This is a genomic window from Peribacillus acanthi, from assembly GCF_003073175.1.
GTDB lineage: Bacteria > Bacillota > Bacilli > Bacillales > DSM-1321 > Bacillus_BN > Bacillus_BN acanthi.
On the sequence record NZ_QBBX01000027.1, the window covers coordinates 1 to 17,983 of the forward strand.

The 17,983-nt window shown below is 37.0% G+C and carries 18 protein-coding genes; 3 read left to right on the top strand and 15 right to left on the bottom strand.

What is annotated here, in order from left to right:
• The first annotated feature begins 481 nt into the window (after positions 1 to 481).
• On the top strand, positions 482 to 679 hold the full coding sequence (locus DBX25_RS18980; protein ID WP_108672330.1) for a YwbE family protein: 198 nt from the start codon (positions 482 to 484) through the stop codon (positions 677 to 679).
• A gap of 82 nt (positions 680 to 761) precedes the next feature.
• On the opposite strand, the gene DBX25_RS18985 is transcribed toward DBX25_RS18980, so the two are convergent.
• The 5 genes from DBX25_RS18985 to DBX25_RS19005 all read right to left on the bottom strand — a co-directional run bounded on the left by DBX25_RS18985 (position 762) and on the right by DBX25_RS19005 (position 5,355).
• Complete coding sequence (locus DBX25_RS18985) at positions 762 to 1,109, bottom strand: DUF4260 domain-containing protein (protein WP_108672331.1); 348 nt, start codon at positions 1,107 to 1,109, stop codon at positions 762 to 764.
• A 40-nt stretch (positions 1,110 to 1,149) separates the two neighbouring features.
• Positions 1,150 to 2,019, bottom strand: coding sequence for an alpha/beta fold hydrolase (locus tag DBX25_RS18990; protein WP_108672332.1), 870 nt, complete (start codon positions 2,017 to 2,019; stop codon positions 1,150 to 1,152).
• 2 nt (positions 2,020 to 2,021) lie between these two features.
• The gene (locus tag DBX25_RS18995) at positions 2,022 to 2,624 is read right to left on the bottom strand and encodes a GNAT family N-acetyltransferase (protein WP_108672333.1); all 603 of its coding nucleotides are present in this window, start codon (positions 2,622 to 2,624) and stop codon (positions 2,022 to 2,024) included.
• 201 nt (positions 2,625 to 2,825) lie between these two features.
• Positions 2,826 to 3,962, bottom strand: a complete 1,137-nt coding sequence (locus tag DBX25_RS20955) for an SEC-C metal-binding domain-containing protein (RefSeq protein ID WP_205685266.1) — start codon at positions 3,960 to 3,962, stop codon at positions 2,826 to 2,828.
• A 211-nt stretch (positions 3,963 to 4,173) separates the two neighbouring features.
• On the bottom strand, positions 4,174 to 5,355 hold the full coding sequence (locus DBX25_RS19005) for a hypothetical protein (RefSeq protein ID WP_108672334.1): 1,182 nt from the start codon (positions 5,353 to 5,355) through the stop codon (positions 4,174 to 4,176).
• Between the two features lie 325 nt (positions 5,356 to 5,680).
• Between DBX25_RS19005 and DBX25_RS21795 the strand changes: the two genes are divergently transcribed.
• Positions 5,681 to 6,064 (top strand): GtrA family protein, encoded by a 384-nt coding sequence (locus tag DBX25_RS21795; RefSeq protein WP_108672335.1) that lies wholly within the window; start codon positions 5,681 to 5,683, stop codon positions 6,062 to 6,064.
• Between the two features lie 414 nt (positions 6,065 to 6,478).
• Here DBX25_RS21795 and DBX25_RS19015 read toward each other — a convergent pair whose 3' ends face one another.
• On the bottom strand, positions 6,479 to 7,102 hold the full coding sequence (locus DBX25_RS19015) for a DUF4253 domain-containing protein (RefSeq protein WP_108672336.1): 624 nt from the start codon (positions 7,100 to 7,102) through the stop codon (positions 6,479 to 6,481).
• Between the two features lie 287 nt (positions 7,103 to 7,389).
• Between DBX25_RS19015 and DBX25_RS19020 the strand changes: the two genes are divergently transcribed.
• Positions 7,390 to 7,608, top strand: a complete 219-nt coding sequence (locus DBX25_RS19020) for a hypothetical protein (RefSeq protein ID WP_108672337.1) — start codon at positions 7,390 to 7,392, stop codon at positions 7,606 to 7,608.
• A gap of 31 nt (positions 7,609 to 7,639) precedes the next feature.
• Here the strand turns inward: DBX25_RS19020 and DBX25_RS19025 are convergent, their stop codons facing one another.
• The 9 genes from DBX25_RS19025 to DBX25_RS19065 all read right to left on the bottom strand — a co-directional run bounded on the left by DBX25_RS19025 (position 7,640) and on the right by DBX25_RS19065 (position 17,822).
• Positions 7,640 to 8,155 carry a GrpB family protein gene (locus DBX25_RS19025; protein ID WP_108672338.1) on the bottom strand — a complete coding sequence of 172 codons (516 nt, stop codon included), beginning with the start codon at positions 8,153 to 8,155 and terminating at the stop codon, positions 7,640 to 7,642.
• 33 nt (positions 8,156 to 8,188) lie between these two features.
• A complete protein-coding gene (locus DBX25_RS19030) occupies positions 8,189 to 8,881 on the bottom strand; it encodes a putative periplasmic lipoprotein (protein ID WP_108672339.1) in 693 nt (230 codons plus the stop codon).
• 63 nt (positions 8,882 to 8,944) lie between these two features.
• Complete coding sequence (locus tag DBX25_RS19035) at positions 8,945 to 10,264, bottom strand: MFS transporter (RefSeq protein WP_108672340.1); 1,320 nt, start codon at positions 10,262 to 10,264, stop codon at positions 8,945 to 8,947.
• A 135-nt stretch (positions 10,265 to 10,399) separates the two neighbouring features.
• A complete protein-coding gene (locus DBX25_RS19040; protein WP_108672341.1) occupies positions 10,400 to 11,071 on the bottom strand; it encodes a hypothetical protein in 672 nt (223 codons plus the stop codon).
• 3 nt (positions 11,072 to 11,074) lie between these two features.
• A complete protein-coding gene (locus tag DBX25_RS19045) occupies positions 11,075 to 11,668 on the bottom strand; it encodes a GyrI-like domain-containing protein (protein WP_108672342.1) in 594 nt (197 codons plus the stop codon).
• A 121-nt stretch (positions 11,669 to 11,789) separates the two neighbouring features.
• A complete protein-coding gene (locus tag DBX25_RS19050; RefSeq protein WP_108672343.1) occupies positions 11,790 to 12,575 on the bottom strand; it encodes a DUF1295 domain-containing protein in 786 nt (261 codons plus the stop codon).
• Between the two features lie 23 nt (positions 12,576 to 12,598).
• A complete protein-coding gene (locus tag DBX25_RS19055; protein ID WP_170110146.1) occupies positions 12,599 to 14,335 on the bottom strand; it encodes a DegV family protein in 1,737 nt (578 codons plus the stop codon).
• A 130-nt stretch (positions 14,336 to 14,465) separates the two neighbouring features.
• Positions 14,466 to 16,451, bottom strand: coding sequence for an acetoacetate--CoA ligase (locus DBX25_RS19060; protein WP_420812969.1), 1,986 nt, complete (start codon positions 16,449 to 16,451; stop codon positions 14,466 to 14,468).
• Between the two features lie 51 nt (positions 16,452 to 16,502).
• Positions 16,503 to 17,822, bottom strand: a complete 1,320-nt coding sequence (locus DBX25_RS19065) for an MFS transporter (RefSeq protein WP_108672346.1) — start codon at positions 17,820 to 17,822, stop codon at positions 16,503 to 16,505.
• Positions 17,823 to 17,983 lie beyond the last annotated feature (161 nt).

Here is a 17,983-nt window from a genome sequence, read left to right on the forward strand (position 1 = left end):
AAATAGTTAAGTACTATTAAATATAATGAAAAACTAGTTGAAAACGTTGGGAAAGCAATTTACACAATATTACGGACTTGACTCCTTTTATTATGTAAAACAGCCTGCTTCAACCTTTTAAGGGCAACTTCAATCATTTTATGACCAAACTATCCTGATTTACAACCAACTTTTCCAGTTTTACGCCCAACTTCAACAAGATTACGCCCAACTTGTCGAATATATAGACAGTAGCAAATGTTAAATACATTATTCAGAGTTACCTCTTTTCAAAAATATTCAAGTGACTCTCGGAAATCACTCCTTAATCCTTCCCATCATATATAGAAGCCTCCTCAATCAATGATGGCTGTTCTGTTTTAACGAGAATCTGATCATAATCGACAGTGTGCATAACCTTCTTCTTAATTTGATATTTAGTTAATCTTTCGTGATAATGGATAACATGACATTGAATTATTAAAAAGAGATGAGGATAAAAATGACTGACGGTAGATACAGGAAAAATGTCCAAGCTGGTTTGGAAGTTGATATCGTATTAAAGAAAGATCAACGGACAGGGAATACTACGCGAGGGATTGTCAAAGATTTACTAACGAATTCACAGTTTCACCCACATGGTATTAAAGTTCGCCTTCAAGACGGACAAGTTGGCAGGGTACAGGGGATTGCGGAATAATTTTATATAAAAAACAAAACGCGTAGAGTTTACTTCACTCTACGCGTTTTTGTATTGCTAATTGAATTATTTTTAAGTCCCCTTACACACGATTAAGATGGGTTTCTTTAAAAGCCGTTGGATATTTTAATCCATATCCAAGCATTCGATCCATACCAATATGTGCAGACCAAATTAATCCGATTGCTAAAACTGTTGGGCTAGATAACAATAGCCCACAGAAAATAACAATGACTGTTATGATATACGTATGGAATAAATTATACAGCATTGCACCAACCTTATTATTAGCCAGGTAACCAAGCATTGATATATCCGGCGCAAATAATAAAGTGAAGAAAAGTGCCCAACTATAATTACAATATCCATAAAAATAAATACTTAATGTTAATACTGCAACGCCTTCAATTTGCAAAAGAACCTTATTCAGTTAAATTCCCCCTATTATTTATATATTCTAATCCAATTTTCTAATAATGCTTCTTTAGAAATCTAAGCATATCGCTCTTCTCTAGCTCCAAAACTTTATCAGAAGAAAAATGGCCACTTTCGTAAATTTGGCTTTCTACTAGATTAGGGATAACTTGTTTAGCTCGATGGATGAGTTTTTCTCCAGGGAAGAAAATATCTTTTGTTTTGCCGATGATCATAGTCGGGGCTAAGTAATTTTGTAATTCACTCTCCTCTACTATCTTTGGCATATCTCGTTCCAATTTGACGCTCCGGAAAACCTCACCTGTTATCTCAGCATCAATATCCTTCATATTTCCATCTGACATGGCTTCTGCTATTTTTGCTAGTTGCTTTTGAGATCCATTTACCTTTAGGATCATTAATGGTAACAAGATTTTCCTAATCATGTCCACCTTGGGGCCAAGAACGATCCCAGCAGGTGCATACAGAATAGAACAGGTAATCCTCTCTGGAAAGTATCTTGCCAACCTTAGGATGATTCCCCCTCCAAATGAAGCTCCTACAAATCCAGCTTTCTCTATGCGAAAATAATTCATAAGATCAACTATCCAATTTGCAAAGCTATCATCCTGAGAGGAAACCCTTGTTTCAGCACTCAACCCGGGATGACCCACTGTATCCGGTGCATACACTCTATACTCATATAGAAGGGAAGAAAACCAAGATAGCGTCATTGGATTAATGCAATTTCCTCCATGTAAAATAAACAAAGGCTTTCCCTCTTTTGGCCCAGTAACTAATACGTGTGTTATACCAAATCTAGTATTGATATATTCTCTATCAAAAGGTATATTAAAAGTTTTTAAATAAGAAGCATAGTGGTCCTGGAGTTTCTTCTTTCCTGCATCACTAATATATATAGACATACTTATCTCACCTCAAAATGGTACGTTTGCAAATAGCCCTCTAATCTAGCCTTCACTGTATCCCATTCTTTATTGATGATACTAAAATAAGCACTATCTCGGTTATAGCCGTTTGGCATAATTCGATCTTGCCTTAAAACTCCCTCAAAAGTTGCCCCGATTCTTTGGATTGCCGTTTTTGAACGCTCATTACGGTTATCCGCTTTAAATTGAACGCGGACGGAATCTAGATGTTCCATGCAGTACCTTAATAATAGATACTTAGATTCGGTGTTGATTCTCGTTCTCCAAACATCCTTCGAATACCATGTCCATCCGATTTCAAGGCTACGATTTCCTTTTGAGATGTTTAAAAACCTTGTACTCCCAACGACTTTATCATTCTCTAAATCTATGACGACAAATGGAAACTCTGTCCCCTTTTCCTTCGCCGCCAATGCTTCTTCGACTAATCGCTCCATATCAGACACTGTTTCTACCTGGATCGACATATACGTCCAAATCTCAGGACTGCTACCTGCTTTAAATAAACCCTCGATATGAGAACGCTCCATCGGGACTAACTTCACTCGTTCCCCAACTAATATGGTATCATCAATGTTCATGGCCTACTACCTCTTTTCTGGAATATCTTTCTAAAAGAGATTATACAAGACATGTGACCTTTCTAAAATGGACAGTTTTAAATTTATTTAAGGGGTCAATACATTATTTAATTAAGACAAAAAGGCTAACTTTATAGTTAACCTTTTGTCGACAATCTGACAGCACCTGAAAATAGGTAGTGTTTAATTTTCCTTCGGTTTCTAGTTGCCACAACACTTCTTATATTTTTTTCCACTTCCACAAGTACAAGGATCATTTCGTCCTACCTTACTCTCACTTACAAATGGAATGACATTTGAAGATTTGCCCTCCATAGACTTCTGGAAATGCAACTCATTTTCTAGAGCAATTTCTCTCCATGTTTCAAGCTGTGGATGATGTAACCCCATCACCGTGTAAAAACCATAGGCGACTGGCTCACGCTCCACAATAAAGGAACTAATATTTTTCTTCATATAATCATTGATTTCTGGTATTGCTTTCTCAGACAATTGGTGGCAAAGGGGCTCCAACAAGACTTCTTTGTCTTCAACGTCTTTGCTGTTATTATAAGCATCCCTCAGCGTCTGAAGGGCAAATGGCGTTTTGATGTTTGCTACGATGGAACTTGCATAGATATTGGATTCTGGATTCCTTAAATATGGTGCTACAGCTTCTACGACTTCATCACTTTGGAAATAAATCAGTGTATCCGCAACTTCCTCCAGTAAATCGTCTTGGTCACGTGTCAATAGGCTTGCAAGTATCGGGATGTACTGCCTTAAACCCATTAATTTTATCGCATAGATTCCGAGGATTCCATAATCTGAAAACCAATCATCCCCAAGCTCTACATTCATTATTTCAGCAATTTCATTCTCATGGTACCAATTCTTTTCTACTAAAGTTTTCACAATGTGCTTTAGAAGATTAAAATTCGGAGATTCGGTATGGAGCTCTTGATGCAACTCTTCCCAAACATCGTCTTTATCTCCATTTAACAGAACATGATAAGTATCCAAAGTTTTCATTGGCAGATAGGTAGAAAGATCATTTTTATACTTCAAAGCCATCTCAGGTTCAATTTTTTCAAACAACCAAATATAGAAATGCTTCTCATCTTGCTTACAATTCTTTACCCCTTGTAACATGGATTTCAAAGCTTCAATCGTGATTGGTAGCTTAAGTAATTCTGATAAAATGATTAGCTTATCTTGTTCAATAGCAATTTTAACGAATTCCTCCGTCCACTCACTTGGCACATTCGGATAATCTCTCAACATATGTAAAACATAATCCTGAATCAATGGATCAGGATGTGTAATAAATGGTTTTACTTTTTCTAAAAATGTCATCATTTCATCCTCCATACTTTCACCATACAACAAAGTGAATGAGCGGACAAGTCTTGCGAACGCCCTGCTTCTTTTTGGAAACATAACGAGGTTCATAATGCTTATGAATAGGAAACAGAAGTTAAAGATTCTTCTGGTGACTATCTTTTCATCTATTAATGAAATTTTTTTGCACTATGAAAAAACCAATCGTTCAGGGCTAGTTTCCTAAAAACTAGCTCTGAACTATGTCTACGATTTTAAATCTATATTCATCCGGTAGCTTATCCTGTTGACGAGAGATTTCTGCCCTTAAGCTTTCTCTACCCTTTATGATAATTTCTTGCTTATTTAGAACAATTTTCCCGAAGCTATATGGTGCCCAATAGGTATCAATAAAATCAATGTGGGCTATCCCTACTTTTCCTGAATTTAAATCTGTGACTTTGAGTTTATATTCTGCTTTAGCCAGATGATTTTGAGGAACTTGGTAAATGATTTCAGCCCGGATATTCTTGTTCTCTTTAGAAGAGTATATTAACTCTAAATCTGTGCCTTGTTGTTCAATTGTTCGTATGACTTTTTCAATTTTATCTCTTTCAAGATGGTCAAATTCCGAAATAAGCCTTAACCCACGGCAAACACTTTCAAAAACCATTTGTGATTTATTTTCCTCTTTTTGATATTGGGTTATATCGAGTGTAGTATATGTATACTTAAACCACTCTTCTAAAGCTATATCCTGCTTAGCCTGTTCCATAGTTTCTCCGATGCTGATATAAATTTCATCATAGCCTGGAAGCCTCACTTCATTCCTTCTTAATAAATTACTAAATAGCACTGAGTAAATATAATCGTAAGGTGCCAAAGTTCCTTTTTCAAAATGGTCATAAATACGGATACCTACGATTTTTTTTGTTAACGGCCTTTTCTTCTTGGTATAGCTGTACATGACCGTATCAGCTCTTTTAGCGTTATTTTGAAAGATTATCTCATTTTGCATTTGGGCATATAGAATCAAAGCGTTGGTGGTTTTGGGTGCGAAAATGAGGGAACTTTTATAATCATTGAGCAAACCTTCCCCTTGATAATCAAATGGTTCTTTTGGAATATGGGACACCTTTTGAATCGCTTCTTCTATTTTCGATAATCCTTGGTGGAAGTCATCTATATTTAACTTATTGTTCTCCTTAAAACTCCCACTAATCTCAACTTCCGCGATAGTTCCGTAAAGGGTCTTTAACTTGAATTTTTTTGACGGTGGTGCGTGATTGATAAATCGGATGAGAATGCACTCAAATGTATATCCATGAAAAATACCTATCAAATGCTCATTTAGAAAAGTATCTAATAATCGTAGATTAACATTTTCCGTCTCTTTACTAATAAAGTCTTTATATTCAATTAGGAATCTCATATTTCCCTCCGTCCCTATAATTTTCTCATAACTGTCTTACAGGTCATTCTAGTTTAGTAAAGTACTATTTATCGTTTACAAAGGATTGTTTACCCTTCAAATAACTCCGGATTCCCTTCTCTTTCGATGATTTTACCTTTCACTTTTAAGATTATTAGATGACTGGCTCGAATCAAGTCAAATGGATACCGATTTTCCAGTCCTTATGTTTAGCTTTATAAGTTAAATTTCCATTGTATGACCTCCTTTTCAAAAAGACCCTTTGTTCCATATCGAGACATGACGTATTATAGGTAGGTAGATTTTTTATAGAAAGGGAGCAAATATGTTAGTAAGAAACGATTTATTTCTTAAATTCTTAAAATATAGTTTTGTAGGCTTTTTCTCCACTCTCATCTATTTTTTGTCCGTGTATATTTTAGTCGAGCTCCTGCTTATGGAACCAATAATGGGATCAGCATTTTCTTTTTTAATTATGACGGTATTTTCTTTTTTCCTTAATAAGAAATATACCTTTAAAAGTGATTTTTCTAACCAAAAATTAGTACGATTTTTCATTGTGTCTGGTATCGGTTTTATGTTGAATTTCGTTATTATGTACAGCATTGTTTCTTTGCTCTCCTATCATTATTTTCTAGGCGAATTGGCGACCATATTGGTCATTCCATTGGTGAATTTCCTATTAAATAATTATTGGACATTCAAATAGTACAACCCTAAATTAGTTACACCCCATAATAATCCTGGGCACTCCATCAAAATAAAAAAAGGACTGACTTAAATGGTCGTTAAATGACGATCATTTGAGTCAACCTTTCATGTCTCGACGAAATCTATATTCTTTCAATTAATTTATCGTTCACTTACGATAGTTTACCATTCAGAAAACCCTAGATTCCCTCCGCTTTCGATGATTTTCCCTTTCACTTTTGAATATTTACTTTTCACTTTTACGATTTTCAGCAAATTTACCGTTCACTTAGCCCTGTTAATCTTTCAAATTCTTTGATATTCATTCCCATGGGAGGAGCTAACCCTTCACTCCGTCTTCCCAACCTTTCAGCAGCATTCAATTACCCTGCCCTTCTGAGAAAACATTCTAGTATTCTGTATGAAGTTGCAATCAATCCCACCATAAGAATAAATTCTTCGTCTCTGTCAGTTCCTCGATAAGCCCTTCTATGCTTTCAGACCCTTGTTCGACAATGTCTGGGCAAAATGCATAAATTTCTTTCGCAAAAGAAATCAACTCATCTCCCTCAGGTAAATAAGAAAATTGAATTTCTACCCAATCATGATTAACTCCGATAAGATCAAATGGATAGCGTTTGTTCCAATCCTTTAATTTAACTAAAATATCATGATTGCTAATCCCAGAGTTTTCTCCATTTGTTTGTAATATTTTTAGAATTTCAAACGGGTCATTCTCTGGTATTACTCCTATCTTGCAGGCTTTCTTTAGACCGAAGCTCCTTTCCAAAATAATTACTATTAATCCGAAAGGTCTCAGCTTTGATTGAAGATTCATTACTAAATCTTCGATCCCCTGAAGGGAAGCCATAAAAGAAACCCCTATTTCTCTTACTTTATCCTCTTCAAACATAGCTCTTGTCACACTTAGCTCTAACCGTTTATTTGTAGCTTCTTTAATAATAGAAAGAGCTTCGGTAGCAATCCCCATTTCCACGACTTTTTCATCGTTTAAGTATTCATCTTTTCCTAATCCTAGTAGTTTTTTTAAAAACATATTTACACCCTCTCTTCTTATTGTCCAATCATATAAAATATTGCGTATAAAATGAAATAGTAAAAAATATTCAGCGAATGATCTATGACAAACTAAGCACTTAAAATGTCATAACCCCTTGATTTGCTAACATCTTTTCATATATACCCGATTTCCCCTGAATAATTATTGGACATTCAAGGAGTACAGGTGAAATTTTTCTAAACATGGGTCTAAATCGAACAGTGAACATATATTTTATATGAAGGATTATGTATTACATCCCATATGAAATAGGTGAGAGCCATATGTATGTTGTGTATTATTACGAAAATAAGAATGAGTTATTAAATCAGCTGCTAAAACGCGTTCCTGCAGTAGGTGAAGATCTTACTATCAAAGGGCGAAAAGCAAAAGTAACGAATGTAAACAGTATAGACGAAAGAAAATATAAGGTGTATGTGACCTTAGAACCGATTCAAAAAACTAAAATCAGCTTAGAAGACCTTAAGAAGAGAAGAAGATAAAAAGAACGCGCTCTTTTGGAGTGCGTTCTTTTCATTTGGAAGCCCAATTAGTTGCTTTCTCTGCAAGTTCGCTAACAAAATCCTGCTTTCCTTCTTGATACTTGTAGTGTTCCTGTGGAAATTTTTTAGCTAATTGAAGCTTCAATTCTCCATATTTTATCGCTTCTTCAGGATAAGATAACAAGTAATTCTTTAAGTCTAAATGAAACCTAATTTGATTACTATCCTCTTCAAAAATGTGAAGATGATGAGTCCTGTCATCCTTCCCTTTAGGAAAATACCTTCTACCTGGAATGCCGTTTTCCCCTAATGGCTCATAACCTATGTCCTTCATCTTTTCATTAAACATATCTACCTTTGAAATGTCTTTAACTGCCATCATGATATCAATTATTGGCTTAGCGTACCCGATAGAAGGTACCGATGTGCTTCCGATATGATATATTCCAACAAGCTCATCCTTGAAGAGAGCCTTTAAGAGAGCCTCTTCTTTCTCATACTTTTTTTCCCACTCTATTGTCCAAGGCTCGATTTTCGTTTTCCTCAAAAGTATTCACACCTCTAATTGTTACTTGCAAGCTTATTCCAAAAAAGTCTCGATTTTATCGGAAATGATTTCCGTATCCCATGGATGCCAGAAATACGATTCTCCGTCAAATTGTAATATATATTTATAAGCAACTGGTTCTTCTGTGTAAAAAATCATTTCATACAAAATTGGATCGCCTTTTTCTGTATTAGGCTGAAAGGTTGAGTTTGGTTCACTTCTTTGTAAAAGCTGTAGAAAGTGTACCACATCCTCCTTTTCCGTCCATTCAGAGACCAATTTATTCCCATTTGGGTTGAATTTATAGATTTGAATTTTGTGTACGTATTCTTTAGGCATATCTTTAAAGTGCCACTTGAATTCACTTTCATCAATTGCAAAGTACACAGCATAACCGTTTATTTCACGATCCGATTTCACCGCTATTAATTCTGGATAACCCTTGATTTTGTAAATCTCAGTTCCTTTCTCATGAAAGGCTGCATCGCCATTTCTAATTTTGTAACTAGAATTCGTGACATTGTCTGCCACCTTAAACTTTACCTTTCCTAGCTTTTCACCTAAAAAACTTTCGTCAGCCAAAACGCCAGAATAAATCCCATTGTATTTTATTCCGTCCCATTTTATGAAATCTACCCAATCAATCACGCTATGTCCACTAAATGGCGTAGAACGGCAACCGGTTAGTACTAGCAGTAACACTAGTATCATGCCCCATTTTTTCATAATCATCGCCCCTTTATTCAATAGACGATTGGAATGGAAATCTGTTACAAAAATACATGATAGCTATGCTACCTTATCAATAATTCCTTCATTTTGTTTTCCTTTTGACCAAACCACAACTGGAATCAATAATAATGACAGAATTCCACCTACAAGAGACAGCGTAGTATAACTCGAATGGGCAACAACCATACCTGACAGCATACCACCGGACGCACCCGACAATGCGACCAGCACATCCACTGACCCCTGCTTCTTTGCTCGATTGACGATATCCGTTGCATCAACAATCAACGCCGTACCACTTATAACACCAAAATTCCACCCTATTCCTAGCAGCGAGAGGGCAATAATAAGTAGCATCAACGAGTCTCCTGGTGCAAATGCAGCTATCACTCCTGCCAATAGCAAGGTGGCACCTGAAGTAATCGCCATGGCTGTACGGCCAATTCTATCCACAAGAATCCCTGTTACTAAAGAAGGTAAGTACATCGATCCTACGTGGAAACCGATGACCAAACCTACCTCTTTCAAGGTATGACCATGATGTCCCATATGGATAGGCGTCATGGTCATGATGGCAACCATGACCAACTGGGTCAGAACCATGATGGTAGTGCCAACCACAATTCCGCGATTCTTACTTACATGCTTCACTTCACTCTGACCTGGTAGTGTGCTTTCATTTTTTCTCTCATTCTCTACCAATGTCTTTGCAACAATCAGTGGGTCTGGACGAAGGAAAATCAAGATCACCATCCCAGCTATCATATAAGCTGAAGCTGCGAGAATAAACGGACCTGCTAGTGCTGGCACACCAATATTCACAGCAAATCTGCCCATAGCTTCGACCAAGTTAGGGCCAGCAACCGCCCCAAAGGTTGTCGATACCATCGCGATACTGACTGCTGTAGCACGTTGTTTTGAATTCGCCAAATCAGTTCCGGCATAGCGAGCCTGTAAGTTAGTTGCAAAACCAGCTCCGTAGATTAATAGAGAAGCAAAAAGTAACACAACATTTTGGGTCATTGCTGAAATGACGACCCCAGCAGCCCCTAAACTTCCGGTCAAAAATCCAGTAGCAATGCCCAACCGTCTTCCAAACTTCTGGGAAAGCCTCCCTATCATAAGCGCTGCACCTGCAGAACCTAATGTAAACAAGGCAGCTGGGACCCCTGTAAAACTGTCCGTTCCGAGCATATCCTGTGCCAGTAGTGCACCAACAGTGATCCCTGCAGCAAGACCTGCCCCACCGAAGATTTGAGAAATAACAACGATTAATAACGTTCGTTGATACAATTTCCTTTGCATGTCCGGAGAATCTATTAGACTTTGTAACCAAACAGGATGTGCTCCTGCTATTTCTTTATCACTGTGTGACATTTTTATTTCCGCCTTTCATTCAAAGGAACTACACTATTAAATGACATTCTTATTCTAAAAAAGTAAATATCTACACTCTAATTTACCATGTATTATTTATAAGTTCCTATAGAAAAAGCTGCCCACGCTGACAGCTCATCGGTAATCGATTAGTTGATCCTTTAAATTTCCAAATTTATTCATAGATTCAACCATACTTGCTTCTAATTGAATAGTCTTATTTTGAAAGCCAATGCCAAAATGACCAACCTTGACCCCTTTGTCCTTCAAGGCAGTTAATAGACTATATATCTTCCGTAATTCTTCTTCTTCATTTTCTTTAGAGATGAAAATATCTACAGATATATCTATCCCTAAAACGACCATCTCCTTATAGTCAGGGAGCTCTTGATTATTAGTTCTCTCAGGTGCTTGGAAATCTTGAATTACCACCGAGTAATTTATGAGATTTGGATACACTTCAGCTATCACAGGACTAATTTCTTTTTTAGCTTGTTGATTCCATAATTCATAGTGATAGGCGTCCTCAATTTCAAGGGTTCTAGTATTTTGACCAACATAGAAGATGAATTCTGGGTTATTCTTTGGAAAAGCATATGCATGATAAGTGCTAGAGTGAAGCATATCAAATGTGTGCTTATGAATGATAAAATCTTCTCCATACTTCTCTTCTAGATAGGTTTGGAATTGGTTTTTATAAGAAATGTAGCCCCATGGTGTACCGAAGTGAAAATAGAGAACTGCCACAGCAAATACAGTCAAAATAATCACACACACCCAAAGGATTCTTGAACTTAAGAAGGACATGGCTCACCTCCGATTATTCAGTACCTCCGCCCTAAGAATGGTTTGTAATTTTTCTGGGGGATTACAAAATGGCTGATTGATATATATTTCTCTAAAATGACCCTGGATCGTATAACCATTTACTTTACAGAATGACTCTAGCATTTCAATCGTTTCAGGGATACTAGAATAAGGGCCGAGATGGATACCTTGTACAGAGGTACATTCTGGTTGTGCTACGAGTTTCAATGGAACTTTGATATTTCTCTTCCGTTTTTCAAGCTCGATTAAAGAGTGTTGGAACATCTCTTCGGTTATAATTTCAGGTACTTGCATCATGGATCTCCATGACCACTCATCCTGGTCTAGTCTCTCCCAGATTATTTCTAAAGGCATCAACGTAAATTTATAGCCCATTTGAGTTTTGGTCATATCCTTTAAACGATTAGTCACTCTGCTGATGGACCACAAAGCCTCTCCTGTATGCATCTCATAGACATCCCTAGCGCCGATTCCTTCTGCCACGATGAATTGCAAATTGGGCACCTCGATAATTTCAATTTGACCTTTAGCTTTATACACATGTCTATATATTTTTCGATGATCATAAACCTTCATTTTTTCACCTCATCGTACTTAAAACTACTTTTGTAATATTCTGTAAAAGATAATATTATCCTCCATTTTATTTATGAAAATAAATAAAGGGTGAAATCTTAACGATTTCCCCCAAAATAGTTTAGCTATCTATACCTGAATTCTTAGGCAACCAAGGAATGAAACGATTTGTTCTTTCCTTATACCGTTGGTACTCCCTGTTATCCTTATAACGTTTATCCAGAAAAGGAACACCTGATACTTTTAATAGCAAGAAATTAATGAATAAAGCACTGAAAGCAGCAGTCCATCCTAATTCTACCGGCAATACGATAATAAAAATCCCCCACCACATCGTTGCTTCACCAAAGTAGTTCGGATGTCTAGAAAACTTCCATAATCCTGTATCAAGTATTTCTTCTTTTTGCTTTTTTTGTTTCTTGAATCGTTCTAGCTGATAGTCACCGACGGCTTGAAAGAAGAAACCGATCATCCAGATGATAATTCCTAATGCCAAGAACAGCGTCTCTGTGTTCTCATTTGCTACATTTACACGAAGGATTGGATACGCCAGTAACAGCATGATGGCCCCTTGCATCATAAATACCCGGAAGAAAGCGATAATGGTCGCTTTTTCTCCCCACTGCTTCCTAAAATTAGCATAGCGGAAATCCTCGCCCCTACCAATCGATCGGATATATAAATGCAATGCAAGACGGACTCCCCATATCCCTACCAAAAGTAAAACAAATAGTTGACGTAGGCTCGTTTCTTCCGCTGAAAAATAACTAACTATCGCGATGATGACAAAGCCCATACCCCAACCGATATCAACAATAGAATTGTCCTTGATCTTTTGCGCGATTAAAAACAAGGCTACCATATAAATGAAAATCACTAAGCCATTTATTGCATATAGTTCTCCCATTTTCTTAATCTCCTTCTCTAAGATTATCGTTCATTATCTTTTTTCAATACCATCGCCACGCTGACTGACCCTTTACCTGCATGGATTCCAATCACCGGAGATACATTTGAAATATACAATGGCTTCTTACCTGTGATAGTGGAGAGTGAATCCTCCAAGCTCGGTATAAGCGTTTCATGATTAGCATGCAAAAGGACATATTCTGTAATCTCGTATTGTTCATGTATAGAACTAATTTGCTTTAACATGGCATGGATGTTGGATTTTCTGAACACCGTGCCTCCATAGAGCTTCGATTTTCCTTCTCCATCTACAGAAACAATCGGCTTCAAGTTTAATAGTTTGCCTATTTTACCTACGATCGGACTAACTCGACCACCCTTGACCATGTATTTTAATGTAGGTACGCTAACGAGGATTTCCGTTTTGGAAATGTATTGATTAAGTTTGGTCAGAACTTCTTCAATCGCAAATCCTTCTTCAATCAGCTTTGCGAGCTGAACAACAAGTAGACCATAGCTTCCTGAAAGTGTCTTCGAATTGACGACATGAATCTTCTCCGGGTCCACTTCCTTCGCAATATTTTTACAAAGGTTGTACGTCCCACTCAGTTCCTTTGACACATGAAGGGAGATGACATGATCATACTGACCAACCAACCAAGTGTACATATCCTTGATTTTTTTAATAGAAGGCTGAGAGGTTTTCGGCATCTCTGATATTTTTTCGTATTCGTCATAGAACGTTTCTGGAGTCAAGGTCACTTTATCTAAATAAGACACACCCTCCATATCAATCTGCAAAGGAATCAGATGGACTTGATGTTCGTCTAATATCGATGTCGGTACATCACAAGCGGAATCTATTACAATAGCGATATTCGACTTCCTGGCATTTTTCACTTCATATTGCCTTACCATATCATCAATTTTTTGATGGCTGATAAACGCCTTCTTCTTGATATACGCTACAATCCTTTCAGGGGCATTCGAATGGATATGAATCCTTGCCATCTCTTTATCCCCAATGATGGAGAGTGAATCCCCGAAGTTAAGGAGCTCCTTCCTTACCCCTTCAAGCCCTACTGTATTCTTGATGACCAATTCTACACAATAACGATTGTTCACATCCAACTCATGTCCATCTACCACCTGAAGCCTAGTCGGATTCGAAATAGGCTTTACTTCAGCAGTGGAAGAGGCCATTCCCTTAACAAACAAATAAAAAGCATAAGCCCCTGCGTCAACCACATCATTCTTCCTAAGAATTTCCATCTGTTCCTTTGTTTTTTCTACAGCACTTTTTAATTCTTTCAGTGTCACCCCTAGCAACTCTTTGATGTTCCGAGCGTGGGATTTATGATTCTTCATGAAAGAAACCCACGATTCCATCACTGTCAAAATCGTCCCTTCCTTCGGTTCAGCTACCGACTGAAATGTTTTCAAACTTGCCTTCTCAATGGCCTGAATGAAAGCATCGGGTGAATTCTCTTGCAATGAAGACCAAAAAGATAGGATAAACTGACTGAAAATCGCCCCTGAATTACCTCTTGAATATGTCAAAATCACTTCTCGTAACGTGCTATCTTCTATTCTTTCATTCTCACAATAATCCTTAATCGCATGAAACAAGCTATATAAATTACTTCCTGTATCTCCATCTGGGACAGGAAATACATTCATGTTGTTCAAATCCTCCACATAAGGCAAAACAAAACTTGACCCATTGTACAGTAAATTTAGTTTAAAGCTCATCTCCATGAACGCCCCTCCTTCACCATACATTATACATAACTTAAACAAAAATTGTACATTTTTATATAATTACTAAATTTCATGTAAAAAAAGAACCAGAGGATCGCTACTCTGATTCTTAATTGAAAATATTTTTTTAGAATAATGCACTTTTATTTGTATTAGAAATAGTCTTTGAAAGATCCTTAAAAAACTGTAACGAATCCGGATTACTCATAGAATCTGGGTTAACTACCTTACTGAACTCAAAGCCTAATAACATTTTGCGAATCGGCACTTCCATCTTCTTCCCATTTAAAGTTTTAGGTAAATCATTTACTTGATAAATGTTGTCTGGGATAAAACGAGGTGAGACTTGGTTCTTGATTTGTTCCCTTATTTTATCTGATAGGACATTGTCCAAGGTAGTTTCAGGTTTTAGGACCACAAACAAAAGCAATGATGAGTCTCGTCCTAAAACTTCCATATCAATAGCCAAACTTTCCATTACTTCATCAATTGCTTCCACAACACGGTAAATATCACTGGTTCCGGTTCTAACACCTGACCGATTTATTGTTGAATCAGAGCGACCATAAATAATGCAGCTTCCTTTATCATCAATCTTAATCCAGTCTCCATGTTTCCAAATTCCAGGATACGTGTCAAAATAACTTTCCAAATATCTTCTATTTCCTTCATCATTCCAAAAATATAGTGGCATGGAAGGCATTGGTTTTGTAATGACCAGTTCTCCGACTTCATTGATTAATGGATTCCCCATTTCATCAAATGCCTCTGCATGAACACCCAACGATCTACCTTGAATCTCTCCAATTCTTACAGGCAAATTGGACACTCCTCCGACAAAACCTGAACAAACATCAGTCCCACCACTTGATGAAGATAGCCAAATATCCTTTTTAACATTTTCATAAACCCACTTGTATCCATCACCTGATAACGGGGCACCTGTAGAAGAAAGGGATTTTAATTTAGAAAGGTCAAATCTATCGCTTGGTTTTATTCCTAGTTTCATAGAGTTATGTAGAAATGGGGCACTCGTTCCAAAGAATGTCACACCAGTATCCTCTGCCATTTCCCACAGGACCTCCATATTCGGGTAAGATGGACTTCCATCATAGAGAACAATTGATGATCCTGCTAATAGTCCTCCTATTAATAAGTTCCACATTACCCAACCTGTTGTCGTAAACCAAAACACATTATCATTTTTGGTTAGATTATTCTGAAGAACCATCATTTTCAAATGCTCAAGTACTATTCCTCCGTGACCCTGTACGATTGGCTTGGGCATCCCTGTCGTTCCTGAAGAATACACAATCCACAAAGGATGTTCAAAAGGTACAGTTTCATAGGAAATCTCAGTTGGCTCTTTTATTAATTCTTCCCAAGATATAACAGCGTCAATCACTCCCAAATCAACATAAGGAACTACTACAGTGTGCTTTAATGTCGATAATTCTTTTTGCAACTCTGAAATGACTGAAGTTTTATCAAATACTTTTCCATTATATTGATAACCCGCTACTGCAAATAACACTACTGGTTCGATTTGCTTAAAACGATCAATCACACTTCTTGCTCCAAAATCAGGGGAGCAACTTGACCAGATAGCTCCTATACTTGCAGTTGCCAAGAAGGCTATCACGGTTTCAGGTATATTGGGCATATATGCTGCTACTCTGTCTCCAGGCTTAACACCCATCTTCTTCAAAGAATTAGCTACTGAGGAAACTTTTTCTTTAAGTTCCTTCCAACTGATTTCTTTTTTTAAAACTCGTTCTGAGCGAAAGTAAATCGCCGTCTTTTCACCCTGATCATTTGAGAATACATTTTCTACAAAATTGAGGCTTGCCCCTTGGAACCACTTAGTACCAGGCATAGTTCTATTTTGTAAAACGGTATTGTACTTTCCTTTAGCTTTCACACCGCAATACTCCCAGACAGATTCCCAGAAATCCTCGAGTTCCTGCACCGACCATCTCCACAAATCATTATAATCTGAAAAATATATGCCTTTTCTCTCTTTTAACCAACCCATATATTGAGTAAGTTGGGTACTTTCAATCTGTTGTGGAGAAGGCTCCCAAATTACGTCTCCTACTGTATGGTATTTCAAACCTACCAGCTCCTTTTGGCTGTAAATAAGTAAAAAGTGGAGCGCCATTCATTATAATTGACTGACTTTCGGTTGAACCTCTTTAATAACGTGTTTATCTTTGTTATTTGTTAGTTTTAAAGTCATTAAGGTAATCATTCCGATTACAAGGAGTCCTGATAAGATAAACATCCCAGTCGTAAACGCTACGATTCCAAGGATCATTGGTCCTACAAAACCTCCCAAAGCTGCAAAAGAATTAACTAATGCAATTCCAACTGGTGCGGTGGATTCGGTAAAGAAAAATGTCATGTAAGCAAAGAAACAACCAATAAATCCATACAACCCGACCGACGTAATGGTTAACATAAGGACCATCATAAAGACGCTTTCTGAAAACCCACATCCAATGAATCCAATTGCGGCAATAATAAAACAATATATTAAGTGTGTTTTGTGAGCATTGGTTCTATCTGAATTCCACCCCACAAAAATGATTGCTGGGATTCCAATTAAAGAAGGAATCATAGCTAACCAACCTACCTCTAAGTTAGACGTTCCGCTTGCCGATAAAGATTTAATGATAGTAGGCATCCAAAATGACAAACCATAAACAGCTGTATATCCCGCAAAATATAAAAGTGATAACTTCCAAATTTTTAAATCTTTTAGCATATCAAGCTTTGAGACTTTATTAATCTTTGAACTATACAGTCGTTCAGCCATTAATTCTTTCTCTAACCAATCTATTTCTTGTTTTGATAACCATTTTGCATCGGAAGGTTTATTAGTTAAGTAAAACACGACCATTACACCTAAAAGAATTGCAGGGATTCCTTCTAAGATAAACATCCATCTCCAACCTGCCATATCAAACCAAGAAACATTATCAATAATCCATGTTGACAATGGTGCCCCGATTAATCCACCGATTGGTAAAGCCAATAGTAATGCGGCTGTCGCACGACCTCTTTCACGTGCTCTAAACCAGTAGGTTAAATACAGGATAATACCAGGGAAAAATCCTGCTTCAGCGACTCCTAATAGAAAACGTAAGATATATAAATGAGTTTCGGATTGTACAAAACCAGTTAAAATTACGACAATTCCCCAAGAAATCATAATGCGCGCAATCCATATTCTCGCTCCAAGTTTATGCATGACCATGTTACTTGGTACTTCAAAAAAGAAATATCCGATAAAGAATATACCTGAAAGTAGACCAAAGGCTTCAGCAGATAAGGCTAAATCTGCATTCATTTCTAAAGCTGCATAACCTAAGTTAACCCGGTCTAGGTACGCAATAATATACAGTATTAGTATGAACGGAAGAATGCGAAACATCGTTTTACTGACGGTACTTTTTTCAATTTCCTGAACAGATTGATTCATAATTTTTCCTCCTTTATAAGTTATGAAAAACAAATTATTCACTGCCCTCCTTTTTATAAAGCGCTTACATTTATGAAAAACTAAGTTGACTTCCTGTAAATTAGCTGTGAAAATTAATAGACCGTAGTCTATAAAAACAATTTCTCAGACTACAGTCTATT